Genomic DNA, 26,365 nt, shown 5'->3' with positions numbered 1-26,365 from the left:
GATCGAGTTACTGGCCGGCATTGATGCTGATTTTTTCAACCGCACCTTGCTCCAGATCCCACTTCTTCAAAATCTTGCCGTACGTCCCATCGTCAATCATGCCCTGCAAAGCCTCACTGATGGCCGTGACCAACTCGGTATTGCTCTTCTCAATCCCCAACCCCGTGAACTGCTTGGAAATCGCCAGGCCCACCGGCTTGTACTTACCCTTGTCCAGCGCCATCAGGTAAGGAATGGTTTCACTGCCCTGCATCGCGGCATCCAGACGGTTCTGCTGCAACTGCGCCCGGGCATCCGCCGAGCCCTCGGTGCCAATCACCACGATGGCTGGCTTACCGGCCTTTTCGCAGTTTTCCTTGCTCCACGCGGCAATTTCCGACGGCCAGGTCGTACGTCGGCTGGTGCCGACTTTTTTACCGCACAGGTCAGTCAATTCCTTGAGCTCTTCACGCTTGGCCAGGGTGTACAACTGCGGCCCGCTGGTGAAGTAGTCGATAAAGGTCACCGACTTCTGACGCTCGGCGGTGTCGCTCATGCCCGACAGCACAATGTCCACGCGCTTGGTGGTCAGGCCGCTGAGCATCTGTTCGAAGCCGGTTTCCTGCCACTTGATTTTCACCCCCAAACGTTCGGCCAGGGCGTTGCCCAGGTCAAAGTCCAGGCCGGTGAGTTTGTTGGTGGCGGTGTCCTTGAAATCCATCGGCGGGTAGTTCGGCACGATGGCCGCGCTGATCTCACCCTTGTCCTTGATCGCTGCCGGCAATGCCGCCAAAACCGAAGTGGAGGCCATCAGGCCTACGAGCAAACTTGGAAGAAACAGATTTTTCATGGGGGCGTTCTCGTTAGTTTTTTAATTAAGTGCGAACGGCAGAAATAAAGCTTTGGGTACGCGGGTTTTGTGGGCTTATTAGAATTTCTTCAGGGCTGCCGGCTTCCACAATCTGGCCGGCATCCATAAACACCATGCGGTTGGACACTTCGCGGGCGAAGCCCAATTCATGGGTGACCACAATCATGGTCATGCCGGTGGTGGCCAAATCGCGCATCACCGACAGCACTTCTCCTACCAGCTCCGGGTCGAGGGCTGACGTGGGTTCGTCAAACAACATCAGCTTGGGCCGCATCGCCAACGCACGGGCAATTGCCACACGCTGTTGCTGGCCGCCGGACAATTCCACCGGGTAGGCATTGCGCTTGTCTGCCAGGCCAACCCGGGCCAGCAACTCCAGCGCGTCCTCGGTGGCTTCCTTGGGTGAACGCTTGAGCACCTGGCACGGGCCTTCGATGATGTTCTGCAACACGGTCATGTGCGGGAACAGGTTGAAGCGCTGAAACACCATGCCGGTGGCCAAGCGCTGGCGGGCGATCTGTGATTCATTCAACTCATGCAGCTTGTTGCCGACGACCCGATAGCCCACCAGTTCGCCGTCGACCCACAGGCCGCCCTTGTCGATTTTTTCCAGCTGATTGACGCAGCGCAGCAGGGTACTTTTGCCGGAACCGGATGGGCCGATAATGCACAGCACTTCGCCTTGCTCGACTTCCAGGTTGATGTCCTGCAGCGCGTGAAACTGGTCGTAATACTTGTTCAGGTTCACGGCCTTGACGATGCTTCTCATGGGCAAATCTCCTCAGTCAGGGCTTACGAACGCTTGCCGGCGCCGCGGGCAAAACGACGCTCGAGGCGGCTCTGACCGAATGAAAGAACAGTCACCACCGCCAGGTACCAGATGCCGGCAACAATCAGCAGCTCCATGACCCGGGCGTTGGCGTAGTAGATGTTTTGCGCGTTGTGCAGCAGCTCCGAGTACTGGATCACACTCGCCAGGCTGGTCATTTTCACCATGCTGATGAACTCGTTGCCTACAGGCGGAATGATCACCCGCATCGCCTGGGGCAGAATCACCCTACGCAGCGCCTGAAGGCTCGGCATGCCGATCGACTTGGCGGCTTCGTACTGGCCGGTGTCCACCGACAACAGGCCGGCGCGCACCACTTCGGCGGTGTAGGCGCCCTGGTTGATGCTCAGGCCGAGGAGGGCGGCCACGAACGGCGTCATCAGGTCTACGGTGTCGATGCTGAACAGGCCGGGAATCGCGATCACCGGGAAAATCAGCGCCAGGTTGAACCACAACAGCAGTTGCAGAATCAGCGGCGTGCCCCGGAACAGCCAGGTGTAGGTGATGGCCACGTAACGCAGGATCGGGTTGGCCGACATGCGCATGATCGCCGTGATCACCCCGATCACCACCCCTAGCGCCATGGCCAGGATCGACATGATGATGGTGTTCACCAGGCCCCAGATAATCGCCTCGGACGTGAGGAACTGACCGATGTAGGACCATTCGATTTGACCGTTGGCGAATGCCCGCAACAAGGCGGCCAGGGCGACCACAATTAGCGTGGCGAACACCATGCGACCGTAATAGCGACGGGGCACATGCTCGTACTTCGTGATGTCGAACTGGTTCTCGGTCTGCTGGCGCTCCGCTTGCAAGCGCTCTGCCGGGGTTTGTTTCATGGTGACTCTCCAAAACAACTGAATACACTGATCGTTCCCACGCGGAGCGTGGGAACGATCTTTAACCCTGTAGGAGCGAGCTTGCTCGCGATGGTCGTGAACGATAACGCTGGAAACCTGACACCCAGCGGCGCTCTTGAGTTTTTCGCGAGCAAGCTCGCTCCTACAAGTGAAGCCGTCTCAAATCCGAAAACCGGTGTAACTCTGTGTCCACTCTTGCTGCACAGCCAACGCAGTCTTCAACCGCCCAATCTGCTCCCGTACCCGCTCCGGCGCCGTACCACCCCAACCACTGCGCGCCGCAATCGCTGCTTCCAGGGTCAGGCACTCACGTACTTCCGGCGTCAGCCGCGTATCCACCTCCGCCAACAACGCCGGCGAGGCTTCCCACAATTCAATCTCATGCTTCTCACAGGCCTGCACCAACGCGCCGGTAATCTCGTGGGCCTCCTTGAACGGCACACCGCGAGTGGCCAACCAATCCGCCACCTCAGTCGCCAGGGTGAAACCCATCGGCGCCTGACGCCGCAGCTCTTCCACCTGCACCTTCATCGTCGCGACCATCCCGGCCATCGCCGGCAGCACCAGCAGCAAGGTATCCACGCTGTCCAACACGCTGTGTTTGTCTTCACTCAAATCGCGGTTGTACGACAGCGGTAACGACTTGAGCGTCGACATCAACCCGGTCAAGTTGCCAATCAATCGCCCGGCTTTACCCCGCGCCAGTTCGGCAATGTCCGGGTTCTTCTTCTGCGGCATGATCGAGCTACCGGTGGCGTAGGCATCGTCCAACTGCACCCAGCGAAACTGCCGCGACGACCACAGGCAAAACTCCTCCGACAGCCGCGAAATATTCACCCCGAGCATGCCCGCCACAAACAGAAATTCCGCCACATGGTCACGACTGGCTACAGCGTCGATGGAGTTTTCGCACGGCCCGGTGTAACCCATCTCCTTGGCCGAATGCTCCGGCTGGCGAGCAATTGCCGAGCCCGCCATCGCCGCAGCACCCAATGGCGACAACGCCGTACGCGCATCCCAATCCACCAGGCGCTGCACATCCCGCAGCATCGATTGCGCATGCGCCAGCAAGTGATGGGCGAACACAATCGGCTGCGCCTGCTGCAAATGGGTGAAGCCCGGGCAGATGCTCTCGATATGCTGTTCGGCCTGGCCCACCAGCGCCTGCTGCAACCCCAACACCTCGGTAGTAATGGTGCGCGCGTGATCTCGCAGAAACAGGCGCAGATCGTTGGCCGTCTGGTCATTGCGCGAACGCCCGGCGCGCAACTTTCCGCCCAGGGCCCCCAAACGCTCGGTCAACACCCGCTCGATGAAGGTGTGCACATCCTCGTCATCCAGCGTCGGGTGCAGGCGGCCAGCGGCAAAGTCCTCACCAATCCGGTCCAGTGCTTCCAGGGTGCGCAAGGTTTCCGACTCATCCAGCAACCCGGCCCGCTGCAACTCACGGGCATGGGCCCGGGAGCCGGCCAGGTCGTAGGGTGTCAGGCGAAAATAGCGCTCGGGGCAACGGGACAGCGCCGCCAAAGCAGCAGACGGGCCGGACTTGAAACGAGCACCCCAGAGGCGGTCGGTGGGCTGAGACATGGTGTTCCTCACGCTTGTTTTTAGAAGTGACAAGCCCGATGGACGTGGCTTGGCCTTATGGATTCGGAGGGCAGTAGCAAAAACGAAAAGTCCTGATCGAAGTGTCAGGTTTTTATGGGCGTTAAATCAGCCGGTAAAAGCCGTTCAACCCGCTATATTCAAGGTTGCCAAGGGCGGTTAAGTATGTTCATTATTGCCGCCCGGCGATGTTCATGGAGTAGGTCAAAGCCTGTTGAAGATGGCACTTGAGGTCAACACGTATTATGGAAACCCCACTTTCCACTTCTGGAAACATACCGCCAAAACCCGGCACAAGACCTGCGCTGCAACTCAGCGGACTGGACTTCAAATTGCTGCGGGTGTTCAAGGCTGTGGTCGAAGCGGGCGGCTTCAGCGCGGCGCAGAATGAGCTGAATGTGGGCCTGGCGGCAATCAGCAAGCAGATTTCCGACCTCGAAATTCGCATCGGCATGCGCCTGTGTACGCGAGGGCGGGAAGGGTTTGGCCTGACCGAAGAAGGCAAATTAGTCTATCAAGCGTCCATTGAATTATTTGCCTCGGTAGACAGCTTCAGAGACAAGCTTAGTTCGGCACAGAACGAACTGATCGGCGACCTTAGTGTGGGCGTTATTGATAACACCGTCTCTGACGTTAATTCGCCGCTGATTAAAGCGCTGGGAAAATTACATACAGAATCGCCAAAAATAAGATTACGCCTACATGCCTCGCAACTGGACGAAGTTGAACGGGGCGTGGTGGAAGGGCGGCTGATTGTCGGCATCGTCCCGGTGTACCAGCGGCGGGAAGAATTCGATTATTTCCCGCTATACGAAGAAAAGTCCCATGCGTACTGCGCGGTCGGGCATCCGCTGTTTGAAGCGAGGGACATCAACGCAGATGTCTTGCGCCAGCACGAAGTGGTCAACCATCGTTACGCGATCCACAGCGACAAGGCCAACTTCGTCAGCTACGACAGCCAGTCCGCCTCGGCCTCACAGGTAGAAGCCGTCGCCATCCTCATCCTCACCGGCCGCTTCCTGGGCTTCCTCCCGGAACACTACGCCGCGCCGCTGGTGAGAGAAGGGCGCCTGCGCGTGTTATGCCCGGAGCAGATCCACCTGAGCACGCCGTTCAACCTGATCCTGCGCCACAACGCCCCACGCAGCCCGCTGGTCAAAGCCTTCGCAACGGCACTAGGCGTGGATCTCAAAGCGCCAATCTAACGAACTCAACCAACCCTAAGGATGTACAGAGATAACCTGTGGGAGCTGTCGAGCCCCAGCGAGGCTGCGATGGGATCACCTCGGTCTACCCGCAGACCCCATCCACCCGCATCACCGCTGCAACCTGGCCCGCTTCTTCTTCGCATGAAAATGCCGAAAATGCGCATCCTGCGCCGCCGCCAACAACTCCCGATCCCCGCGCGTATCGCCCCAGGCCCTGAGCCGATACTCCCCCAGATCCCCATAAACCGCCTCAAGCCGAAGCACCTTATTCTCACACCGGCAATTATTCCCCGTGAGCTTCCCAGTCAACACCCCGTCAACCACCTCAAGCTCCGTACCAATCAACCTGATCCCAAGCCGATTCGCAAAAGGCTGCAACACCAACGCCGGCGACGCCGAACACAGCGTCACCACCGCCCCGGACTTCAACTCATCGGCCACCGATTGCAGCCCGGTTGGGCGCATCAGCTTGTTCCAATAGGCCTGGCAATACGCTTCAGCTTTCTGCTGAACCCACGCCTTATCCACGCCGGTCATAAAGGTGCGGATCAACTGCGCCTTGAGCTCATCGCGGCTAATCACGCGCAACACAAACTGCGCGCCAGGCACCGCCAGCTTCACCATCCTGCGCACGAACTCACCTTTACCAAAGGCGAACTTCAGGAACGGCACGAAACTGTCGTGGTGGGTCAGGGTGCCGTCGAAGTCAAAGACGGAGAGTACTTTGGCATCCAAGGGGCCGGATTCGAGCATGTCTGGGTTCACGGGCGGGTCTCGGTCCTATCTAGTAATTTTGGTAATGCATGAGCTGTGACCGCAGAATTCTACTCCTCTCTCAATCTTTTGATTTTCGAGTAAAGCCCTTTGGTGAATTCACCACGGTCATTTGAGCGGTGACAACGCTGATGGCAATTGGGGCACAAGGCTACAGCATTGGTAACGCGATCCGAACCCTTCTGGGCAAGGTGCTTGACGTGATGTACTTCAAGAAATGGCTCGCCATCATCACCTGTGAACGGTGCCGGCTTATCGCAACCCTCGCAAATACCACTTGCTAGCCGTCGAGCCTGCTTTCGTACATGGAGCGCGCGCGCAAATGAAATGCTGACAGTAAATAGTTGCCGTGGATTAAGAATGCCCTGCGGCTCTATTTGAAGTAAGGGCTTCGAGACAGTAGGGGGGCTTCTAGGTAGCGGTTTATCTGCCGTAGCGATATCGATCTCTGGATAGAGGCCTATTTTCGAAACCAATACTTTGCGAATACGCTCATTCACTCTGGCTCCGACATTTTTTGCAGGCCTGTATCCAGTGATACACCGCAGGCCTATTAGCTCGATTACGGCTGATATGTTTTGCATGCGGTACTCGACAGACGAAGCGCTACGCAGCCTCAGTGGCCCCTCGCGTAGCAGTCGATTTTCGACCGATTTGTTGAAGGCTTTTCCGTTCTGTTCAAGCGCCCACATTCTCAAATAAGCGTCGACTGAGGCTTCAAGCTCGTCGTCACTCCAGCCAGTCTTAGCTTTTTTCGTATCCATACAGCCGCCGAAGGTAGAAAACCCTCGGACGATACTGAGTGGCCACTAGCACGTCCACGAAATTTCCTACGCGACTGTAGGATTCGGCACTCTGTAAATACAAAAAAGCCCTGAACAAGTCAGGGCTTTTTGATTGGCTCAGGAATCAATCCCAGCTCAACGCCCCACCAGTCTGATACTCGATCACACGAGTCTCAAAGAAATTCTTCTCTTTCTTCAAGTCCATGATTTCACTCATCCACGGGAACGGGTTAGTCGTCCCTGGATATTCTTCCTTCAACCCAATCTGCGACAGACGACGATTCGCGATGAACTTGAGGTAGTCCTCCATCATCGCCGCATTCATCCCCAACACCCCACGTGGCATGGTGTCACGCGCGTATTCAATCTCCAACTGAGTCCCTTGCAGGATCATCTGAGTCGCTTCTTCCTTCATTTCAGCATCCCACAGATGCGGGTTTTCGATTTTGATCTGGTTGATCACATCGATACCGAAGTTCAGGTGCATCGATTCATCCCGCAGGATGTATTGGAACTGCTCGGCCACGCCGGTCATTTTGTTGCGGCGGCCCATGGACAGGATCTGGGTGAAGCCGCAGTAGAAGAAGATGCCTTCCAGTACGCAGTAGTACGCGACCAGGTTGCGCAGCAGCTCTTTGTCGGTCTCAACGGTGCCGGTTTCGAACTTCGGATCGGAGATCGAACGGGTGTACTTCAAGCCCCAGGCAGCCTTTTTGGCGACCGATGGAATCTCGTGGTACATGTTGAAGATCTCGCCTTCATCCATGGCCAGCGATTCGATGCAGTACTGGTAGGCGTGGGTGTGGATCGCTTCTTCGAAGGCCTGGCGCAGGATGTACTGGCGGCACTCCGGGTTGGTGATCAGGCGGTACACGGCCAGTACCAGGTTGTTGGCAACCAGGGAGTCGGCGGTGGAGAAGAAGCCGAGGTTGCGCATTACGATGCGGCGCTCGTCGTCGGTCAGGCCTTCTGGGGTTTTCCACAGGGCGATGTCGGCGGTCATGTTGACCTCTTGCGGCATCCAGTGGTTGGCGCAGCCGTCGAGGTATTTTTGCCAGGCCCAGTCGTACTTGAACGGCACGAGTTGGTTGAGGTCGGCGCGGCAGTTGATCATGCGCTTTTCGTCAACGGCGACGCGGGCGGCGGAGCCTTCCAGCTCGGCGAGGCCTTCGGCGACGTCGAGTTTGTCGAGGGCGGCCTTGGCGCGCACGATGGCGGCGGAGTCATTGGCGGTGACGGCGCGGGCTTCGATGGCGGCGGCAGCGCCGGCGCCGTCGAGGCGGTCCATGTTGGCTTCGGTGGCGTGGCCGGCGTTGGCGCCTTTGGCAACTACTTCGCCGTCTTCTTCTTTGTCGAATTCGTCCCAGCTCAGCATGACGTGTCGTCTCCTGCGTGAGGGCTCTAAGGTGCCCGTGTGAAACCGGATGGTGGGGTGTTCACACGGCCCAAAGGCCGCGGTGGATCTTAAGGAATCGTTTGTTGCAGCTAACGCACGCATTAAACGGAATCAGGGTTACGGGTGTTCTGCTTGAGGCTTGAGGGGCGGAGCAATGCTTAACTGGCTCCAGCGGGGGCCTCAGGTCTGGCTCTTCGTCCCAGTGTAAAGGGATATTGCAGGCCCGATTTACCCGCGCATTATAGGGAAAAAATCGACTTTGTGTTGCGGCGGATGGTCTCGGTGAGCGGCCAAAATGGTGGTGTTTGCAGCCAAGGTCCGGGTTTACAAGGCTTTGCCTGGCTTGGATTTTTTTGACGGGCGGTAGGCGTTTGTTTCCATGGGCTGGATGGTGTTCACTCCAGCCCCAGTCCTTTGCGGCCGAGGGCGTTCAATTGCGGCGTCATAAAGCGGTCTTTCCAGTCCTTCTCGTAGTCCTCACGGGCGAAGTCATCCGGCGAAACCCCTTGCTCGAACGCCCTGAGCACATCCTTGGCGTACCGCAGGTTTTTCGGGCACATGGGCGCGGCGGGTACATACATCACGTTGCCCCAGCCCTGTTGGTTTTCGACGGGGGCGACGCTGTGGATCACGTCGCAGTGCCACCACACCGAATCGCCGGCCTGTACGTCCGGAATCGGGGTCATGCCCTGGACCAGCAGCGGGTGCCATTTCTCTGAAACTGGCAGCACCTTGCCCGGCGCAACGCCGCACAACTCATCTTCGGGGACATCGTCCAGCAGCGGGCGCAGCAGCATGTAGGCCATGGCCTTGGGGATCGGCAAGGTATGCAGCACGCCCTGGTCGGCCTGCATGTCGCACAGTGCGGTCCAGCCCTGGAAGGTACGGAAGGCCGAGCATTTCACCGTGTCCTTGTAGGCGTATTCATCGACTTCTGTGCGATTTGCAGCGTCCCAGGGGTCGTAGGACTTGAAGTCGTTGCGATAGATCTTGTCGAACACCTTGAGGTAGGCGGGGTGCAGCCAGCGTTCCAGCGCGCCCGAGTCGGTGTGCGGGCCAAGCCCTTTGGAAGTGGTGCCCGGTGGGCGGCGGCGGACGCGGTCGGGGTATAGCGCATTGATGTCTGGGTCGAACCATTGCCGGCCTTGGGAATTGTAGGTCCACAGGCGATTCAGGAACGACTGCGCGGCGCCCATGCGCTCGTGTTGGCGCAGTTGCATCTGGGCGTCGGACCAATAGATCGGGAATATCTCCGGGCGCGAGGCTTCGAGGTTGCCGAAGAAATTGTCGGCCGGGCCGCGATACACCTCGTCGAAATGGTTGTGGTCGAGGTAGTCCAGCAGGCTCTTGTCCCACCCCAGCACTTGTTCCCTGGGGAAGTGGTTGCGGATCACCAGGCAGCCCCTGCGCTTGATGAGTGCCCGTTGTGCTTCGGTGACCTGGCCGTTGGCGATGGTTTCAAAGTCAAGCTCGGGCCAGGCGGACTGCTGGGACTTGATCAAGGCGATTTCAGCCCCGATGAACTCGCTGACCTCGGCAAACAGCCCAGGCACATCGCCGATCTGCGCGCGCAGGGCCTTTTTCATCGCGACGATGCTGCGCTTGTAGTCGTCCGGCAGCTCGGCGCATTCGAATGCCTGGTAGTTGCTCATGAGGTGACCTGTCTTGTTGTTGTGCGTACAGGTATGGAATCACTCCGGCCCGCCTGGGCGGCAGCCTGATTTGGCGCGTTGAGCAATACGATTGTGGCGTTTGTTGTAAGGCGTATAGAAGAATCGGCTTATTGAAAGTGATGCCCGTGCTCAAGCCGAAACTGTGACGGCGTCATGCCCTTGTGCGCCTTGAACTGCCGATTGAACAACGCCTGGGAGGCATAGCCGACCTGTTCGGAAATCGCGCTGACCGCCAGGTTACCCTGCATCAATAAAGCACAGGCGTGTCCGATGCGTAGCCGGACGATGTAGTCCAGCGCCGTGCAGCGTGTGTGTTTGCGGAACATGCGATGGAAGGCTGAAACGCTGACGCAGGCCATTTGCGCCAGCTCGGGAATGCCTACAGGTTGCGCATAATGGCCGTGCAGGTAGTCCAGAACGCGGCGGATGCGAGCGTCTTCAACGATGTGAGGGGCCGCGTTTTCCGTTGCGATGCGCTGTGCGGCGATATCCCGGGACAATGTGTTGAGCACGGTGAGCAACGAGATCAAGCGCTGGGAAGCGTCTTGCTCGACCATGGCTTCGATCACCGGGCGCAGCGCCCGGGACGTAGCATCACTGAAACTCAACGCCTGTCGCGCAGCAGCCAATAGCGCTCGCGTCGACCCCATTTCCGGAAACAGCTTCACCAGCGAGTCCGCCCAGGCCTCGGAAAACCAGATGACCAGGGCAATGTGCGGTTTGGCGGGGTCGATCAGCTCGGCGGAAGACCAGCTATGGGGCACGTTCGGGCCCACCAGCACCAGGTCGCCATCATCGTAGAGCGCCACATCGTTGCTGATATAGCGGTGCCCGCGGCTGTTGAGGGTCAGGGTCAGTTCGTATTCGGGATGGTGATGCCATTCAAATGGAATCGCCTCCGGAAGACGCCTGTTCAGCAGGGTCCAGGAGGTGTTCGCTTCGGTAGGGATTTTTTCGAAACTGGCTCGCATGAATGCATCCTGCCTTGCAGGTGAGGTGGCGGCGCCACAATCGTAGCATTCGATTCAAGAGGGGAGGGCTCTTTGCCGCAAGAACGATTTCTTGCGGCGAATAAGATCTGGGTTAATGGCAACTAACGAAGTTATTACCCGTTAGAACAACCATTACCCATGACTTGATAGTTCAGGATATGACGCTGACCTTGTGAATCTTCATATTCCATTTTTACCGGTACAACTTTGCATACATCCGGGATGTTACTCATGGACAGTACTTTGGCAACGTCCAAGTGAGTGCTGTAGTTGTAATCTTCAACGATCGGAGTGCTCTGGCTGGCTACGTCAGTCGGGGCTTCGTCGGCCAGGGCGGCGGTGGCGCACAAGCTGCTAAGGGCCATAACTAATAACGCTTTCATTTGACTATTTACCTTTTGGTGGTCGAAAGGGGTCACGGGGCCCTTGTGAGGCCACGTGTGTAACTTGATTGGGAAGTTCGGATTAACGTTGCCTTCGTGGGGGCTGTTACGTTGTTAATCACAGTGCCTTGATGGCGAGGTTGATTTTAGGCGTGTAGGTTTAATTCATATACCCGTGCTTTTGATAAACACTATTGGTGGTTTTTGTAACAATCCCGAAATGAAGGTTTTTTCAGAAACCTGCAAAGCGCCACAGGCCGCGGGCCAGAGCGCCGCCGGCGGATAGTTGGGCAATTTGTAGGGGCTTGTTACTACCATCGTCGAATGGTTCTATAGGCCCGGCCCGGCTACAACAGGGCCATACAACAACAACTATGTCACCGAGGTAAGAAAGATGAGTGCGGCTTCTCTGTACCCCGTTCGCCCCGAAGTAGCAGCCAATACGCTGACCGATGAGGCGACCTACAAGGCCATGTACCAGCAGTCGGTGGTCAACCCCGACGGTTTCTGGCGCGAGCAAGCCAAGCGCCTTGACTGGATCAAGCCTTTCACCACGGTGAAGCAGACCTCCTTCGACGATCACCATGTCGACATCAAGTGGTTTGCCGACGGCACCCTCAACGTTTCCTACAACTGCCTGGACCGTCATCTCGCCGAGCGTGGCGACCAGCCGGCAATCATCTGGGAAGGCGACGACCCTGCCGAAAGCCGCACCATCACCTACCGTGAGCTGCATGAAGAAGTCTGCAAGTTCGCCAACGCCCTGCGCGGCCAGGATGTGCACCGCGGTGACGTGGTGACTATCTATATGCCGATGATTCCCGAAGCTGCGGTCGCCATGCTGGCCTGTGCCCGGATCGGTGCGATTCACTCGGTGGTGTTTGGCGGGTTCTCGCCAGAGGCTCTGGCCGGTCGGATCATCGACTGCAAATCCAAGGTGGTGATCACCGCCGACGAAGGCATTCGTGCCGGCAAGAAAATTTCCCTGAAGGCCAACGTCGACGACGCCCTGACCAACCCGGAAACCAGCAGCATTCAGAAAGTCATCGTGTGCAAGCGCACCGGCGGCAACATCAAGTGGAACCAGCATCGCGACATCTGGTACGAAGACCTGATGAAAGTGGCGGGCACCGTGTGCGCGCCGAAAGAGATGGGCGCCGAAGAAGCGCTGTTCATCCTTTACACCTCCGGCTCTACCGGCAAGCCGAAGGGCGTGCAGCACACCACCGGCGGCTACCTGTTGTACGCAGCCCTGACCCACGAGCGCGTGTTCGACTACCGCCCGGGCGAAATTTACTGGTGTACCGCCGACGTCGGCTGGGTCACCGGCCACACCTATATCGTTTATGGCCCACTGGCCAACGGCGCAACCACGCTGATGTTCGAAGGCGTGCCGAACTATCCGGACATCACCCGGGTGGCGAAGATCGTCGACAAGCACCAGGTCAATATCCTCTACACCGCACCGACCGCAATCCGCGCCATGATGGCTTCCGGCACCGCTGCCTGCGAAGGCGCCGATGGCAGCAGCTTGCGTCTGTTGGGTTCGGTGGGTGAGCCGATTAACCCGGAAGCGTGGGACTGGTACTACAAGAACGTCGGCCAATCCCGTTGCCCGATTGTGGACACCTGGTGGCAGACCGAGACCGGCGGCAACATGATGAGCCCGCTGCCGGGCGCCCATGCGCTCAAGCCGGGTTCGGCGGCACGCCCGTTCTTCGGCGTGGTGCCGGCGCTGGTGGATAACCTGGGCAACCTGATTGAAGGCGTGGCCGAGGGTAACCTGGTGATTCTGGATTCGTGGCCGGGCCAGGCACGTACGCTGTATGGCGACCATGACCGGTTTGTAGACACCTACTTCAAGACCTTCCGTGGCATGTACTTCACCGGTGACGGTGCGCGTCGTGACGAGGATGGCTACTACTGGATCACCGGTCGGGTGGACGACGTGTTGAACGTGTCCGGCCACCGCATGGGCACCGCCGAGATTGAAAGCGCCATGGTTGCCCACCCGAAAGTCGCCGAAGCGGCCGTGGTGGGTGTGCCCCACGACATCAAGGGCCAGGGCATCTACGTGTATGTCACGCTGAAAAACGGCGAAGAGCCGAATGAAGCGCTGCGCCTGGAGCTGAAAAACTGGGTGCGCAAAGAGATCGGGCCGATTGCTTCGCCGGATGTGATCCAGTGGGCCCCGGGCTTGCCGAAGACCCGTTCGGGGAAAATCATGCGCCGGATCCTGCGCAAGATTGCCACCGCTGAATACGACGGGTTGGGGGATATCTCCACCCTGGCGGACCCGGGTGTGGTGGCGCAGTTGATTGAGACGCACAAGATCATGAACGTCGCGTAAGGCGGGTTTGTGGGACGAAGCCCCATTCGGCGTAGGCCGGGTGGGGCTTTTTTGTGCGATCGGACAGGCGACCTATAACCCCCGTGGGAGCGGGCTTGCTCGCGAAGGTGGAGTGTCAGCCAGCACATCACCCACTGATACAGCGCCTTCGCGAGCAAGCCCGCTCCCACATTTTGATTGCATTCCAAGGCTGGCCATTCGTTGGGGCGACTTACACAAGGCCAATAAATATCGGTTTTGCTCGTAGGAAGTTTCTGAATGTTACCGAACCCGACAAATGTGTAACCCAATGTCCAAACATGAGGCAAAGTGCTACGTCCGTGCCCCGAAAACCCGCGTCTTAGACGCCCTGAAAAATTAGATCAAACGCTACACTTGCCGTGCTAGAAGGGTTTGCGAATAATAGGCCCGCAACTTGCAGCGTTAACAGGTTTAATATCTTTTGCCTCTGCATAAAATCCAGAGGCTGTCAATGTGCTGGAACCGCTTTCTCGGTGCTTCTGTAAATTGTTGTCGCATTGAGGAAATATCGGCTTCCGGCCTGTCGTTAGAATGCCGATCACTCGCTCGTCGTCGCCGATGTGGAACTGGCGCAGGACGCAGCACCGCTATTCGGTTTCACTCATTCGCATCGTGGGCCCTGGCTCATACTGCTGTTTTGCCCTATACCGATGGAGTCCCAAGATGAAGAAACTCGTGCTGTTGGGCGCCCTGGCGCTGTCCGTGCTGTCCATGCAGGCTTTCGCCGAAGGCAAGCCACTGAAGATTGGTATTGAAGCGGCTTACCCTCCGTTTGCCTCCAAGGCACCGGACGGCAGCATCGTCGGTTTTGACTACGACATCGGCAACGCCCTGTGCGAACAGATGCAGGTCAAGTGCACGTGGGTTGAGCAGGAATTCGACGGCCTGATCCCGGCGCTGAAAGTGCGCAAGATCGACGCCATCCTGTCCTCGATGTCCATCACTGAAGACCGCAAGAAGTCCGTGGACTTCACCAACCGCTACTACCTGACCCCAGCTCGCCTGGTGTTGAAGGAAGGCACTGCCGTCAGCGACAGCCTGGATGAACTGAAAGGCAAGAAAATCGGCGTGCAGCGCGGTTCGATCCACGACCGTTTTGCCAAGGAAGTGCTGGCTCCCAAAGGCGCCACCATTGTTCCTTACAGCTCGCAGAACGAAATCTACCTGGACGTAGAAGCCGGTCGCCTTGATGGCACCGTGGCCGACGCCACCCTGTTGCAGGAAGGCTTCCTCGACACGCCAGCCGGTAAAGGCTACGCGTTCACCGGCCCGGCCTTCACCGACGCCAAGTACTTCGGCGACGGCATCGGCATCGCGGTACGTAAAGGCGACAAGGAAAACCTGGACCGCATCAACGCTGCAATCGCCGCGATCCGTGCCAACGGCAAGTACAAGGCAATCCAGGACAAGTACTTCAACTTCGACATTTACGGCCCAGAAGCCAAGTAAACCGTCGCAGCTGTCTGTCCAGAATGGCGCAAGCAACAGGGTCTCTGAAGTTTGCGCCATTTTTTCATCCCCCTTTTCGAGGACCTGAATCATGTTGAAAGGCTACGGGGCTGTCATCCTCGATGGCGCATGGTTGACGCTTCAGCTCGCCTTGTCGTCCATGGCCTTGGCCATTGTTCTGGGTCTGATCGGGGTCGCGTTGCGCCTCTCGCCGGTGCGCTGGTTGGCCTGGCTGGGCGATCTGTACTCCACGGTGATCCGCGGGATCCCCGACCTGGTGCTGATCCTGCTGATTTTCTACGGCGGTCAGGACCTGCTTAACCGCGTCGCGCCTCTGCTGGGCTACGACGACTATATTGACTTGAACCCCTTGGCCGCCGGTATCGGCACCCTGGGTTTCATCTTTGGCGCCTACCTTTCGGAAACCTTCCGTGGCGCCTTCATGGCCATTCCCAAGGGCCAGGCCGAAGCCGGCCTGGCTTATGGCATGAGCCCGTTCCAGGTGTTTTTCCGTGTGATGGTGCCGCAGATGATTCGGCTGGCGATCCCCGGGTTTACCAACAACTGGCTGGTACTGACCAAGGCCACCGCACTGATTTCCGTGGTGGGCCTGCAAGACATGATGTTCAAGGCCAAGCAGGCGGCAGACGCCACCCGCGAACCTTTTACCTTCTTCCTCGCAGTGGCGGCGATGTACCTGGTGATCACCAGCGTGTCGTTGCTGGCCCTGCGTCATCTTGAGAAGCGCTACTCGGTAGGCGTAAAGGCGGCTGATCTATGATCTTCGACTACAACGTCATCTGGGAGTCCATGCCGCTGTACCTCGGCGGCTTGCTGACCACCCTGAAACTGCTGGCCATTTCGCTGTTCTTCGGTTTGCTCGCGGCCTTGCCCCTGGGCCTGATGCGCGTGTCCAAGCAGCCGATTGTCAACGGCGTTGCCTGGCTCTACACCTACGTGATTCGCGGCACGCCGATGCTGGTGCAGCTGTTTTTGATCTACTACGGCCTGGCCCAGTTCGAAGCGGTGCGTGAAAGCTTCCTGTGGCCGCTGCTGTCCAGCGCGACCTTCTGTGCGTGCCTGGCGTTTGCCGTAAACACCAGCGCCTACACCGCCGAAATCATCGCCGGCAGCCTCAAGGCCACGCCCCATGGCGAGATCGAAGCGGCCAAGGCCATGGGCATGTCGCGCTACAAGTTGTATCGCCGGATCCTGCTGCCATCGGCCCTGCGCCGGGCGCTGCCGCAATACAGCAACGAAGTGATCATGATGCTCCAGACTACGAGCCTGGCTTCCATCGTCACCCTGATCGACATCACCGGTGCCGCGCGCACGGTGAACGCCCAGTACTACTTGCCGTTCGAAGCCTATATCACTGCGGGTGCGTTCTACCTGTGCCTGACCTTCATCCTGGTGCGCCTGTTCAAGTTGGCCGAAGGCCGCTGGCTGAGCTACCTGGCTCCACGGAAGCATTGATATGGAACGTATCGATCACCTGTTGCCCTGGGGGCACCTGGGCTGCGAACGCCAGCTGACGGTGTTTCGTTTCGGCAGCGGCGAGCGCAAGGCTTATATCCAGGCCAGCCTGCACGCCGATGAATTGCCCGGCATGCGGGCCGCCTGGGAGCTGAAAAAGCGCCTGGCCGAACTGGAGCAGCAAGGCGCCCTCAATGGCGTGATCGAGCTGGTTCCCGTTGCCAATCCGATGGGCCTGGGGCAACTGCTGCAAGGCAGTCACCAGGGCCGTTTCGAGATCGGCAGCGGCAAGAATTTCAACCGCGACTTCGTTGAGTTGAGCGGGCCGGTTACCGAGTTGCTCAAAGACAAACTGGGCGATGATCCCCATGCCAACGTGCGCATGATTCGCCAGGCCATGACCGATGCGCTCAACGCCTTGCCGGCGCCGAGCAGCCAGTTGCAAGGCATGCAGCGGGTCTTGCTGAGCCATGCCTGCACCGCCGACGTCGTCCTCGATCTGCATTGCGATGCCGAGGCCGCGCTGCACATGTACGCGCTGCCGCAACACTGGCCGCAGTGGCGTTCGCTGTCGGCGCACCTGAATGTGAAGGTCGGTCTGCTGGCGGAAGATTCCGGCGGCAGCTCGTTTGACGAAGCCTGTTCGCTGCCGTGGTTGCGTCTGTCCCGGGCATTCCCCGAGTCGCAGATTCCCCTGGCGTGCCTGGCGACGACATTGGAGTTGGGCGGCCAGGCTGATACTGGCCGTGATGAGGCGATTTTCCACGCCGAAGGCATTCTGGCGTTCCTTGCCGAGCAAGGCCTGATCCGTGGTGAATGGCCCGCGCCGCAATACGAAGCCTGCGAAGGCCTGCCCTTCGAAGGCACCGAGTTGCTGTTCGCGCCCCACGCCGGTGTGATCAGCTACCTGCGTAAAGCCGGGGATGTGGTGGAAGCCGGCGACCCGATATTTGAAGTGATCGATCCCTTGTCCGACCGCGTGAGCATTGTTTGCGCGGGCACGTCTGGGGTGTTGTTTGCCGTTGAACGGCTACGTTATGCCCAAGCGGGTTTCTGGCTGGCCAAGGTGGCGGGGCGCGAAGCGCTGCGGCACGGGCGCTTGCTCAACGACTGACCAACTGTTTTTGTGAGAACCGACCGCATGTACAAACTTGAAGTCCAAGACCTGCATAAACGCTATGGCAGTCATGAAGTGCTCAAAGGTGTGTCCCTGGCCGCCGCGGCCGGTGATGTGATCAGCATCATCGGGTCCAGTGGTTCGGGCAAAAGTACCTTTTTGCGCTGCATCAACCTGCTGGAGCAACCCCATGCCGGCAAGATTCTGCTCAATAACGAAGAGCTGAAACTGGTGGCCAACAAAGACGGCGCCATGAAGGCCGCGGACCCGAAACAGCTGCAACGCATGCGTTCGCGACTGTCGATGGTGTTCCAGCACTTCAACCTGTGGTCCCACATGACCGCGCTGGAAAACGTCATGGAAGCGCCGGTGCACGTCTTGGGCATGTCGAAAAAAGACGCCCGGGAAAAGGCCGAGCACTACCTGGCTAAAGTGGGTGTGGGCCATCGTAAGGATGCGTTCCCTGGCCACATGTCCGGCGGTGAACAGCAGCGCGTGGCGATTGCCCGGGCCCTGGCGATGGAGCCTGAGGTGATGCTGTTCGACGAACCCACCTCGGCCCTCGACCCGGAGCTGGTGGGCGAAGTGCTTAAGGTGATGCAGGACCTGGCCCAGGAAGGCCGGACCATGGTGGTGGTGACCCACGAAATGGGCTTTGCCCGTGAAGTCTCCAACCAGTTGGTATTCCTGCACAAAGGCATCGTTGAAGAACGTGGCAACCCGCGCGAAGTGCTGGTTAACCCACAGTCCGAGCGTTTGCAGCAGTTTCTTTCCGGCAGCTTGAAGTAACTGATACCGCTGCACCCTGTAGGAGCGAGCTTGCTCGCGAAAAACTCGAGAGCGCCGCTGGGTGTCAGGTTACCAGCGTTATCGTTAACGACCTTCGCGAGCAAGCTTGCTCCTACAGCAAAGCGGATCTACATCGTTTTTGAGACTTGTGTTCACTTCCGGGCTAGCATTGCCCATGCCTTTTTATTTGTTTTTCGCTTCGGATAGCACTCCATGACTGCCCATCGAATAGGTTTCCTGATTTGGCCCAGCACTAAAGCACTGACGCTTGCGCTGGCTGAGGAGGCCTTGCGCGTTGCTCAGCGGGTGCATCCGGACGTGGTGTACGAACTCTCGTTCCTGCAGGCCGAACCGCCGGTGGAGGGGGCCTGGCAACTGCCGGGTGAACCCTGGGCCGGCAAGCTGGAAGGCTTTCAAAAGTTGTTCCTGCTGGCGGATGAACCACCGACCGTTATCGCCTCCCAGCTCAGCACCGCCCTCAAGCAACTGGTGCGCGCCGGGTGTGTGATTGGCGGTCTGTCGGCCGGCGTGTATCCGCTGGCCCAACTCGGTTTGCTCGACGGCTATCGCGCCGCCGTGCACTGGCGCTGGCAGGACGATTTTGCCGAGCGTTTCCCCAAGGTCATCGCCACCAGCCATCTGTTCGACTGGGACCGTGACCGCCTGACCGCCTGCGGCGGCATGTCGGTACTCGACCTGCTGCTGGCGGTGCTGGCCCGTGACCACGGTGCCGAACTGGCCGGTGCCGTCTCGGAAGAACTGGTGGTGGAGCGCATCCGCGAAGGCGGCGAGCGTCAGCGCATCCCGCTGCAAAACCGCCTGGGCTCCAGCCATCCAAAGCTGACCCAGGCGGTGTTGCTGATGGAAGCCAACATCGAAGAGCCGCTGACCACCGACGAAATCGCCCAGCATGTGTGCGTGTCCCGACGACAGCTCGAGCGGATCTTCAAGCAATACCTCAATCGCGTCCCCAGCCAGTACTACCTGGAACTGCGCCTGAACAAGGCCCGCCAGATGCTCATGCAAACCAGCAAGTCGATCATCCAGATCGGCCTGTCCTGCGGCTTCTCCTCGGGGCCGCACTTCTCCAGCGCCTACCGCAACTTCTTCGGCGCCACCCCGCGTGAAGATCGCAACCAGCGGCGCAGCAGCAGCCCGTTCGAGTTGTCGTCGGTGCCGTCCGAGCGCGGCTAGGTGTCATTCCTCGAGTGAAACGTCCATGCGGTGGCGCCGTGCGTAACGGCTCAGGGTGGCGAGGCTCGCCCTGGACAGTGGGTTGCCCCCCCACAGGATCGCGTTGAAGTTATCGATGGGTACTTCGAGGATGCTGTTATCGATATGCCGGATCGCGTTGTCCCTGAGGTCGGCGGCCACAATTTTCCTCAGTGAAAACAGTCCCTGCGGCACTCGGCTGATGCCGGTCGATTGCAAATCCAGGACCGCCAGTTGTTGCATGTTTTCCAGGCTCGGAGTGAAGCCCAGCAGATTGTCGCTCAAGTCCAGATAGGTCAGTTGATGCAGGTCTGCTAATGCGTTGGCGGTCTCAATGCTCAGTTGGATATCGCAACGAGGCAGGATCAGTTCGTTCAGCCGAGGCAGCCGGAAGGCTTGTGCAGGGATGTTCTGCAAACGATAGCCATGGATGGAAAGGCTTCTGAGCTTGGGGAAACGGTCCAGAAAGTTGCCGAGGCCGGTGGTGGCCTGTTCCCCGTGCAGCGACAGCAGTGTCACATGGTCGAAGTTGGCGGTGACCGTGGGAAGGTCACCTATAAGCGTCGCACCGTAGTTCAGTTCGTGGGTGATGGTGAGGCCGTCGTCGGCGTCGTCCGTTGCAGTTTCGCGGCGCCAGCACGCTTCCATCAGCTCCTTGAACGCTTGGCGTTTGACTTGCTCATGGGCGCGCACCATGGGAATCAGTTCCATGTTCAGCGTCGGGTGGTGGGTGGGGACGTTGATTTGCCACTCTTGCAGATCCGCTTTCAGTTTTTCGTACTCGCTGCCCAAGCGCACCAGTGCCACTCGACCGGCTTCCAGATTGCCGGGCATGCCGAAGATATACAGATTGCATTCATGAGTGCTGAACGTGGGGTACAGCGCTTTAAGACGGTCGATATCGGCCCGGGGTGCGGTAGTTTCCCAGCGTTCCCCGGTGCGCTGGAAATGGCCTTTGATACGGTCAATGAGTGGGTCGGGGAAGGGGTTGCTTTCCAGGTCTATTCCGTCACTGATCGTATCCGGCAGTTCAAACAGCGCGTCGGGCAGCTCCGTGATGCGGTTGTTATTGAGGATCGCGCTCTCAAGCTCGGGGCGTGTGAGCAGGCCGGCCGGGACCTGGTCAATTTGGGTGGAGGACAGGTCCAGGTACCTGAGGTTGGGCATCGCTTCGACACTGGGTGTTCTGCCCAGCGGGTTGTTGAACATGTCGAGGGATTCCAGGCGCGACATCGATGACAACCTGGCCAGGCTCTGCTCAGTCAATTGGATGTCGCAGCTGTCGAGCACCAACTCGGTGAGATTGGGCATGGTTTCCAGGCCTTCGGGAAAAGCGCCCAGTGGCATGCTGCGCAATTCCAGGGTGTGCAGATTGCGAAAGCGTTGAATAAACCTTAGGGCTCCCGAGGTATTTTCAGTGCCCATCAGGCCGAGTGTCGAGACGTGGTCGAAATTGGCCGTCAGGGTGGGCAGTTCGCCCAAGATCGGTTCCTCGTACACCAGGCTATAGCCGAGATGTTCGTCATTGTTGTTCAGGGTCGATTCGGTTTCCCGGCGCCAGCAGCGCCTGATTTGATCGGCGAGTTGTATGCGTTTTTCTCCTTCGTAGGCGTATTCGGCAGCGCCGAGGCGGGCTTGAGTTACGGGGTCAGTCGTGGGGATTTCGGCGCGCCAAATCTCCAGGTCCTGGAACAATCGAGCATATTCGAGTTGCAATAGCTGCAACTGGGGCAACGCGCCGCCGGGGAGGCCATTCAGGCGTTGGATCAGTGCGCGATTTTGCGCAGGGGTGTGGCCAGGGTACAGCGCTTCTGCGCGCTGGATGAGCGACAACGGTGCGCCTGGTGTCGGCATGGGGCCGGGCGGGAGGGCATAGCCGTCCATGCCTCCGGGCAATCTCGGGGTTTTACCGGCAGCGGGTGGCCGCACGGGCTGGCGTTCGAGAATGGGGCGCAGCCGGTTGCGGGGCAATGGCGTTGCGGCAATCGCCTGGCGCAGTTGCGGTCCTTGGCGAATATGAAGGTTCAATACAGTGCGCTCGCTGTCGGGCAGCGCCTGTAGCACCGCATTGTAAAAGTCGGTCTTGCCTTGCAGATGCAGGCCCTCGTCGTCATAGACCTGGTATGCACCTTCTTCGTGTACCAGCACTTTGCGTTCTGCTGCGGCTGCCTGGCCGATGCTGTCGCGCAAGGTGCCCTCAAGCGTATGTTCACGTACTTCCAGGCGTACGGTGCCGGACCAGCCAGGCAGTTCCGGCAACGAGTGCAGGGCCAGGATGTGGGTGTCCAGGTTGGCGGGGGCTTTCAGGTACAAACCTTCATAAGCGCGGTTCAAGCGGGTTTCCTGGCGTGCCCAATTGGCCAACTGGTCCAGGCGCTTGGGGACTTTTCCGCTGCCCAGTTCTGCCCGCTCGAGGTCGCTGGCTTGCTCCAGTACTACGTCGGCAGCCGAGGCTGGAAGCCCGGGTCGACTGTCCATCAGTTGTTGCGCTGCCCCATGCACGGGTTGGTTCGCGCTTTTGTAGCGGGACTCGAACAGCTTGGATTTTTGCCTCTCGGCGGCCTGCGCGATTTTGTTCCTCAGCGCGCGTGTACGCACATCAATCCCGCGGGCTGGCAGGCCGAATTCTTCACTCAGCAGGGTTTTGATTTCGGACTCATCGAGTCCCAAAAGAACGGTTTTAAGCAGGTCGCCGCTGTTGAGTTGCACCTGGTTGATCCGCACCCGCGCAACGCCGTCGCGGGATGCGTACTGCCAAAGCGTCTGGCCGGTGCCATCCACTACCTGCAGGGCCTTGGTCTCAGGCCAGGTGCCGTTGTCACAGAGTAGTTGCAACTGAGTCAGGGGCGAGGCCTGGCGATAAACCGCAGGATCATCGCTGCTCATTTGCTCGATAAAGGTCGAAATGTCTTGCTCGATCTTGAAGCGCTTGAGGGTGTCCTCCAGCAGCAAGGGCATCGGTTCACGCTGGACATGCATCTGGCGAAGCACGTTTTCGGGGGTGTTGCTCACGCTGCGAATCTGCTCCAGCTCCTGGGCGCTGAAGGTTTTCGCACGATGCCCCAACCGGCGCAGCAGGGTGGCCCTGTCCCAATACAGCGGTTGATCCAGCTCGGTTTGCCAGGCACCCGTGCCGTTGTGCCAGGTTTTGGGTTGATAGGCGTCGGGACGTTCCGGGTGCGCAAGCAAGAAGCCATCACGGTCGGGTGTTTTATTCAGCACGTAGGGGGTGTCGTCCAGGCTGATCACTGCCTGGTCCAGGTGTTGATGGATGCCTTGTGCGTTGGGGGTAGAACCTTCTGGTAAGGCGACTTTACGTGCATAGGGAGCGAGGTCAGGTTTCCAGTACAGGGTGTTGCCGTTGGGGACCTTGACCGGTTTGAAGCTATCGATAAAGGCGACCGTGCGTTGCGGCAGCAGTGCGCGAAACTCGCCCGCAGCAATCGCCCCGCCAGCGCCGAAGGTGCCCAACTGCACCAAGGCTTCGACCGTGCCCATCAGGTGCTCGAAAGCTTCGGTGGTTTGGCCCTCGGCCCAGTCGACGATGCCTTCGAAGGTTTCATCCAGCAGTTGATAGGCCATGTAGGCCAGCATGATTTCGCCCAGCACCGGCACGAACGGGGCAATCACCAGCGCGGCGATGTTGAGCAGCGACGTGGCAATTTGCTGGAATGAATCCCACAGGGCCCAGCGTGCTTTCTGGTCGACCTTGGCGGTGGAAACGGCGATGACTTGGGCGTCGTTGAGGATCTTGTTGAGCTTTTGCTGGTAGCGGTGGGTCAGCCAATCGCCGGGGATCGCCGGCGCGCCCAGTTGCAGGTTGGGGCGTTCCCTTGGGGTTTCGCGCCAGGTGGGTTGCGGGTCGGTGGGGTTGTGTGGGTGCCAGGTGATCTGCCCCAGGCGGTTGTTGAGGTTGGAGAAGAAAAAGCCACGGTCCTGGTGGGCGACGAACCGGCTGAAGAAGTGTTGATAGTTACTGTCGCGCAGTTGCCGGGTCAGTTCAGCGGTGAAAGCGGCGGTCGAGGTGTATTGCTTGATGGGGTGTTCCGGATCGTCCGGGACATAGGCCACCACGGGTACTGCGCCGTGCTCGCGCTCCAGGTCCGGGGCGAACAGCACGATCCCGGTCAGCCGGGCCGACATCATGTGCAGGTCATGGCAACGCACGGGCTTGCCCGAGATACGTGCTGGTCGACCATCCAGTAAACCTTGCAGCGCCTGGTACATGTCGTCCTCCAGGTCGCCGTTCATGTTTGCCAGTTGCAGCGCGACCTCCAGCGCCGCACGCTCGCTGGCCTTGACCTCGTGTTGCAGAACCGTTGCCACCAGGCGATTGGTAATGCCCAGGTTCTCTTCCAGATAGGTTTTGTACTGCGCACCGATATCCAGGGTTCTGCACAGTTGAGTGAACGCCGGGATCGACAGCTCGCGCTTGATCTCGGGCAAGGGCTGGAAATGGCCACGTGCATCGGGTTGGGTGGTGAATTCGCTGGCTGCTTCGAATGCATCAGGCTGGGTCTCGTCGGCCTCGAAGTTGTGCAGCGCGGCGTCCAGCAACGAGACAGTCCAGGTGCGCGCGGCGCCGCTCTTTACGGTAAACCAGGGAATGGTCGCTGGGATGTACAGGCGCAAAAACGTGGTGCGCACGTCCAGTGTCAGTCCGAACCGGGTTTTCAATGCATCGGCCAGCAAAGGGGCGGCGAAGGCCTGGGCGTCTTGCAGCTGCTCGAGGCGCTGGTCTACCCGGTTTTGTGCGGTCCAGTGGCTGGCGTTGCGCAGGCGCAATTGGCGGTGCTGCTCGCGGGTCGCGGTTTTGTGCCACGCCAATGCGCGAGGCGAGGTGCGTTTGAGCTGGGTGCGTCGCTCGGCTGAAGCGCCGGTCAGCCAGTCGGGTACGGCTTTGGCCAGCGGTTGATAATGACTGTCGGGGTGTTGTGCGAGGTGTTGCTCGTCGATTTCAGGCATGGCGCTGTTCCTGTGCGCGGATGAGATCAACAGCAGACCAAAACGGCAATCGGTGACGGCATTACATAGTTGTGCCTCACCAACCGCCCACAACCGGCCCGGGCGGTTTAAACTGCGCCATTGCGATGCTAATTGTCGCATTGGCGTAAACCCGCGAAAATCGCGGGTTGGCGCTATAAGAAGTTGTCGCTTGGCGGCAAGGCCGCGCTGAAAACTGTCCTTACAATCCCTGCATCGCCCGCCAGTTTCAGGCAGGCGTTCCTCTTCAGGAGACTCCGATGTCCGTTGAGCAAGCCCCGGTGCAACGTGCCGATTTCGACCAGGTCATGGTTCCCAACTACGCACCTGCCGCTTTCATCCCCGTGCGTGGCGCAGGTTCCCGCGTGTGGGACCAGGCGGGCCGAGAGCTGATCGACTTTGCCGGCGGCATCGCGGTCAACGTATTGGGTCACGCCCACCCGGCGCTGGTCGGTGCATTGACCGAACAGGCCAACAAGCTGTGGCACGTGTCCAACGTCTTCACCAATGAGCCGGCCCTGCGCCTGGCCCATAAGCTGATCGACGCCACGTTTGCCGAGCGTGTGTTCTTCTGCAACTCCGGCGCCGAAGCCAACGAGGCCGCCTTCAAGCTGGCCCGTCGCGTCGCCTTCGACCGCTTCGGCACCGAGAAATACGAAATCATCGCCGCGCTGAACAGCTTCCACGGCCGCACCCTGTTCACCGTGAACGTGGGTGGCCAGTCGAAGTATTCCGACGGCTTCGGTCCGAAAATCGTCGGCATCACCCACGTGCCGTATAACGACCTGGAAGCGCTGAAAGCCGCCGTCTCGGACAAAACCTGCGCCGTGGTGCTGGAGCCGATCCAGGGCGAAGGCGGTGTGCTGCCGGCAGAGCTTTCTTACCTGCAAGGCGCCCGCGACCTGTGCGACGCGAACAACGCGCTGCTGGTGTTCGACGAAGTGCAAACCGGCATGGGCCGCAGCGGCGAGCTGTTTGCCTATCAGCATTACGGCGTAGTACCGGACATCCTCACCAGCGCCAAGAGCCTGGGCGGCGGTTTCCCGATTGCCGCCATGCTGACCACGGAGGCCCTGGCCAAGCACCTGGTGGTCGGCACCCACGGCACCACCTACGGCGGCAACCCGCTGGCGTGCGCGGTGGCGGAAGCGGTGATCGACGTGATCAACACCCCGCAAGTGCTGGCTGGCGTTAATGCCAAGCACGACCTGTTCGTTTCTCGTCTGGAGAAGATTGGCCAGCAATACGGCATCTTCACCGAAGTGCGTGGCCTGGGCCTGTTGCTCGGTTGCGTGCTGAGCGATGCCTGGAAAGGCAAGGCCAAGGACATCTTCAACGCCGCTGAGCGCGAAGGCCTGATGATCCTGCAAGCCGGCCCGGATGTGGTGCGCTTCGCCCCGAGCCTGGTGGTGGAAGATGCCGATATCCAGGAAGGCCTGGACCGCTTCGAACGTGCTGTTAAAAAGCTGACGCAAGCCTGATAGACCGTTGGGTGCCCGACGAGTCGGGCGCCCAACACAAATTTTGTATGCCGGACTCTTTAGTTGAAGCTGTGAAGATCAAATGTGGGAGCGGGCTTGCTCGCGAATGCAGTGGCTCAGTCACCTGAA

The 26,365-nt window shown here is 59.2% G+C and carries 20 protein-coding genes; 9 read left to right on the top strand and 11 right to left on the bottom strand.

Features of this window, described 5'->3' with window-relative positions; genetic code table 11:
- Positions 1–7: 7 nt before the first annotated feature.
- The 4 genes from SNL23_RS27780 to argH form a co-directional block, all read right to left on the bottom strand.
- Positions 8–829: an ABC transporter substrate-binding protein gene (locus tag SNL23_RS27780; RefSeq protein ID WP_167663738.1), complete on the bottom strand. Its 822-nt coding sequence runs from the start codon at positions 827–829 to the stop codon at positions 8–10.
- 25 nt (positions 830–854) lie between these two features.
- On the bottom strand, positions 855–1,619 hold the full coding sequence (locus SNL23_RS27775) for an amino acid ABC transporter ATP-binding protein (protein WP_167663737.1): 765 nt from the start codon (positions 1,617–1,619) through the stop codon (positions 855–857).
- 23 nt (positions 1,620–1,642) lie between these two features.
- Complete coding sequence (locus SNL23_RS27770; protein WP_063027828.1) at positions 1,643–2,521, bottom strand: amino acid ABC transporter permease; 879 nt, start codon at positions 2,519–2,521, stop codon at positions 1,643–1,645.
- 180 nt (positions 2,522–2,701) lie between these two features.
- On the bottom strand, positions 2,702–4,129 hold the full coding sequence (gene argH / locus SNL23_RS27765) for an argininosuccinate lyase (protein ID WP_318304311.1): 1,428 nt from the start codon (positions 4,127–4,129) through the stop codon (positions 2,702–2,704).
- A gap of 263 nt (positions 4,130–4,392) precedes the next feature.
- Here argH and SNL23_RS27760 point away from each other — a divergent pair, with 263 nt between their 5' ends.
- Complete coding sequence (locus SNL23_RS27760; RefSeq protein WP_318304310.1) at positions 4,393–5,352, top strand: LysR family transcriptional regulator; 960 nt, start codon at positions 4,393–4,395, stop codon at positions 5,350–5,352.
- Positions 5,353–5,463: 111 nt separating this feature from the next.
- Here SNL23_RS27760 and SNL23_RS27755 read toward each other — a convergent pair whose 3' ends face one another.
- The 6 genes from SNL23_RS27755 to SNL23_RS27730 form a co-directional block, all read right to left on the bottom strand.
- Positions 5,464–6,108 carry an HAD-IB family hydrolase gene (locus tag SNL23_RS27755; RefSeq protein WP_318304309.1) on the bottom strand — a complete coding sequence of 215 codons (645 nt, stop codon included), beginning with the start codon at positions 6,106–6,108 and terminating at the stop codon, positions 5,464–5,466.
- 71 nt (positions 6,109–6,179) lie between these two features.
- Positions 6,180–6,893: an HNH endonuclease gene (locus tag SNL23_RS27750; protein ID WP_318304308.1), complete on the bottom strand. Its 714-nt coding sequence runs from the start codon at positions 6,891–6,893 to the stop codon at positions 6,180–6,182.
- A 145-nt stretch (positions 6,894–7,038) separates the two neighbouring features.
- Positions 7,039–8,289 carry a ribonucleotide-diphosphate reductase subunit beta gene (locus tag SNL23_RS27745; RefSeq protein ID WP_167663725.1) on the bottom strand — a complete coding sequence of 417 codons (1,251 nt, stop codon included), beginning with the start codon at positions 8,287–8,289 and terminating at the stop codon, positions 7,039–7,041.
- 416 nt (positions 8,290–8,705) lie between these two features.
- Positions 8,706–9,962 (bottom strand): DUF1479 domain-containing protein, encoded by a 1,257-nt coding sequence (locus tag SNL23_RS27740; protein WP_318304307.1) that lies wholly within the window; start codon positions 9,960–9,962, stop codon positions 8,706–8,708.
- Between the two features lie 128 nt (positions 9,963–10,090).
- Entirely contained in the window at positions 10,091–10,954 is an 864-nt protein-coding gene (locus SNL23_RS27735) for a helix-turn-helix domain-containing protein (RefSeq protein WP_167663723.1), read from the bottom strand.
- Positions 10,955–11,088: 134 nt separating this feature from the next.
- Positions 11,089–11,358: a DUF2790 domain-containing protein gene (locus SNL23_RS27730; RefSeq protein ID WP_167663722.1), complete on the bottom strand. Its 270-nt coding sequence runs from the start codon at positions 11,356–11,358 to the stop codon at positions 11,089–11,091.
- Between the two features lie 394 nt (positions 11,359–11,752).
- Between SNL23_RS27730 and acs the strand changes: the two genes are divergently transcribed.
- From acs to SNL23_RS27690, 7 genes are all read left to right on the top strand, one after another.
- Positions 11,753–13,708: an acetate--CoA ligase gene (acs, locus tag SNL23_RS27725; RefSeq protein ID WP_318304305.1), complete on the top strand. Its 1,956-nt coding sequence runs from the start codon at positions 11,753–11,755 to the stop codon at positions 13,706–13,708.
- A gap of 684 nt (positions 13,709–14,392) precedes the next feature.
- Positions 14,393–15,178, top strand: coding sequence for an ABC transporter substrate-binding protein (locus SNL23_RS27720; RefSeq protein WP_017475899.1), 786 nt, complete (start codon positions 14,393–14,395; stop codon positions 15,176–15,178).
- A 91-nt stretch (positions 15,179–15,269) separates the two neighbouring features.
- Positions 15,270–15,959, top strand: a complete 690-nt coding sequence (locus tag SNL23_RS27715; RefSeq protein WP_076015012.1) for an ABC transporter permease — start codon at positions 15,270–15,272, stop codon at positions 15,957–15,959.
- Positions 15,956–16,654 (top strand): ABC transporter permease, encoded by a 699-nt coding sequence (locus SNL23_RS27710; protein ID WP_318304303.1) that lies wholly within the window; start codon positions 15,956–15,958, stop codon positions 16,652–16,654. The genes SNL23_RS27715 and SNL23_RS27710 overlap by 4 nt, the downstream gene beginning before the upstream one ends.
- Before the next feature lies 1 nt (position 16,655).
- Positions 16,656–17,768 carry a succinylglutamate desuccinylase/aspartoacylase family protein gene (locus tag SNL23_RS27705; RefSeq protein WP_318304302.1) on the top strand — a complete coding sequence of 371 codons (1,113 nt, stop codon included), beginning with the start codon at positions 16,656–16,658 and terminating at the stop codon, positions 17,766–17,768.
- A 27-nt stretch (positions 17,769–17,795) separates the two neighbouring features.
- Entirely contained in the window at positions 17,796–18,560 is a 765-nt protein-coding gene (locus SNL23_RS27700) for an ABC transporter ATP-binding protein (RefSeq protein ID WP_003214336.1), read from the top strand.
- A gap of 213 nt (positions 18,561–18,773) precedes the next feature.
- On the top strand, positions 18,774–19,754 hold the full coding sequence (locus SNL23_RS27690) for a GlxA family transcriptional regulator (protein WP_076015014.1): 981 nt from the start codon (positions 18,774–18,776) through the stop codon (positions 19,752–19,754).
- Positions 19,755–19,757: 3 nt separating this feature from the next.
- Here SNL23_RS27690 and SNL23_RS27685 read toward each other — a convergent pair whose 3' ends face one another.
- The gene (locus SNL23_RS27685; protein WP_318304301.1) at positions 19,758–24,737 is read right to left on the bottom strand and encodes a dermonecrotic toxin domain-containing protein; all 4,980 of its coding nucleotides are present in this window, start codon (positions 24,735–24,737) and stop codon (positions 19,758–19,760) included.
- A 278-nt stretch (positions 24,738–25,015) separates the two neighbouring features.
- On the opposite strand from SNL23_RS27685, the gene SNL23_RS27680 reads away from it, so the two are divergent.
- Entirely contained in the window at positions 25,016–26,236 is a 1,221-nt protein-coding gene (locus SNL23_RS27680; protein WP_076015016.1) for an aspartate aminotransferase family protein, read from the top strand.
- Positions 26,237–26,365: the final 129 nt, after the last annotated feature.

Source organism: Pseudomonas sp. SED1 (genome assembly GCF_034044025.1).
GTDB lineage: Bacteria > Pseudomonadota > Gammaproteobacteria > Pseudomonadales > Pseudomonadaceae > Aquipseudomonas.
Note: the sequence above shows the minus strand (reverse complement) of the source record. Positions and strands in the feature narration are given on the sequence as shown.

Coding starts and splice junctions, on each gene's coding strand:
- SNL23_RS27780 (WP_167663738.1), bottom strand. CDS start 829: ATGAAAAATCTGTTTCTTCCAAGTTTGCTCGTAGGCCTGATGGCCTCC.
- SNL23_RS27775 (WP_167663737.1), bottom strand. CDS start 1,619: ATGAGAAGCATCGTCAAGGCCGTGAACCTGAACAAGTATTACGACCAG.
- SNL23_RS27770 (WP_063027828.1), bottom strand. CDS start 2,521: ATGAAACAAACCCCGGCAGAGCGCTTGCAAGCGGAGCGCCAGCAGACC.
- argH (WP_318304311.1), bottom strand. CDS start 4,129: ATGTCTCAGCCCACCGACCGCCTCTGGGGTGCTCGTTTCAAGTCCGGC.
- SNL23_RS27760 (WP_318304310.1), top strand. CDS start 4,393: ATGGAAACCCCACTTTCCACTTCTGGAAACATACCGCCAAAACCCGGC.
- SNL23_RS27755 (WP_318304309.1), bottom strand. CDS start 6,108: ATGCTCGAATCCGGCCCCTTGGATGCCAAAGTACTCTCCGTCTTTGAC.
- SNL23_RS27750 (WP_318304308.1), bottom strand. CDS start 6,893: ATGGATACGAAAAAAGCTAAGACTGGCTGGAGTGACGACGAGCTTGAA.
- SNL23_RS27745 (WP_167663725.1), bottom strand. CDS start 8,289: ATGCTGAGCTGGGACGAATTCGACAAAGAAGAAGACGGCGAAGTAGTT.
- SNL23_RS27740 (WP_318304307.1), bottom strand. CDS start 9,962: ATGAGCAACTACCAGGCATTCGAATGCGCCGAGCTGCCGGACGACTAC.
- SNL23_RS27735 (WP_167663723.1), bottom strand. CDS start 10,954: ATGCGAGCCAGTTTCGAAAAAATCCCTACCGAAGCGAACACCTCCTGG.
- SNL23_RS27730 (WP_167663722.1), bottom strand. CDS start 11,358: ATGAAAGCGTTATTAGTTATGGCCCTTAGCAGCTTGTGCGCCACCGCC.
- acs (WP_318304305.1), top strand. CDS start 11,753: ATGAGTGCGGCTTCTCTGTACCCCGTTCGCCCCGAAGTAGCAGCCAAT.
- SNL23_RS27720 (WP_017475899.1), top strand. CDS start 14,393: ATGAAGAAACTCGTGCTGTTGGGCGCCCTGGCGCTGTCCGTGCTGTCC.
- SNL23_RS27715 (WP_076015012.1), top strand. CDS start 15,270: ATGTTGAAAGGCTACGGGGCTGTCATCCTCGATGGCGCATGGTTGACG.
- SNL23_RS27710 (WP_318304303.1), top strand. CDS start 15,956: ATGATCTTCGACTACAACGTCATCTGGGAGTCCATGCCGCTGTACCTC.
- SNL23_RS27705 (WP_318304302.1), top strand. CDS start 16,656: ATGGAACGTATCGATCACCTGTTGCCCTGGGGGCACCTGGGCTGCGAA.
- SNL23_RS27700 (WP_003214336.1), top strand. CDS start 17,796: ATGTACAAACTTGAAGTCCAAGACCTGCATAAACGCTATGGCAGTCAT.
- SNL23_RS27690 (WP_076015014.1), top strand. CDS start 18,774: ATGACTGCCCATCGAATAGGTTTCCTGATTTGGCCCAGCACTAAAGCA.
- SNL23_RS27685 (WP_318304301.1), bottom strand. CDS start 24,737: ATGCCTGAAATCGACGAGCAACACCTCGCACAACACCCCGACAGTCAT.
- SNL23_RS27680 (WP_076015016.1), top strand. CDS start 25,016: ATGTCCGTTGAGCAAGCCCCGGTGCAACGTGCCGATTTCGACCAGGTC.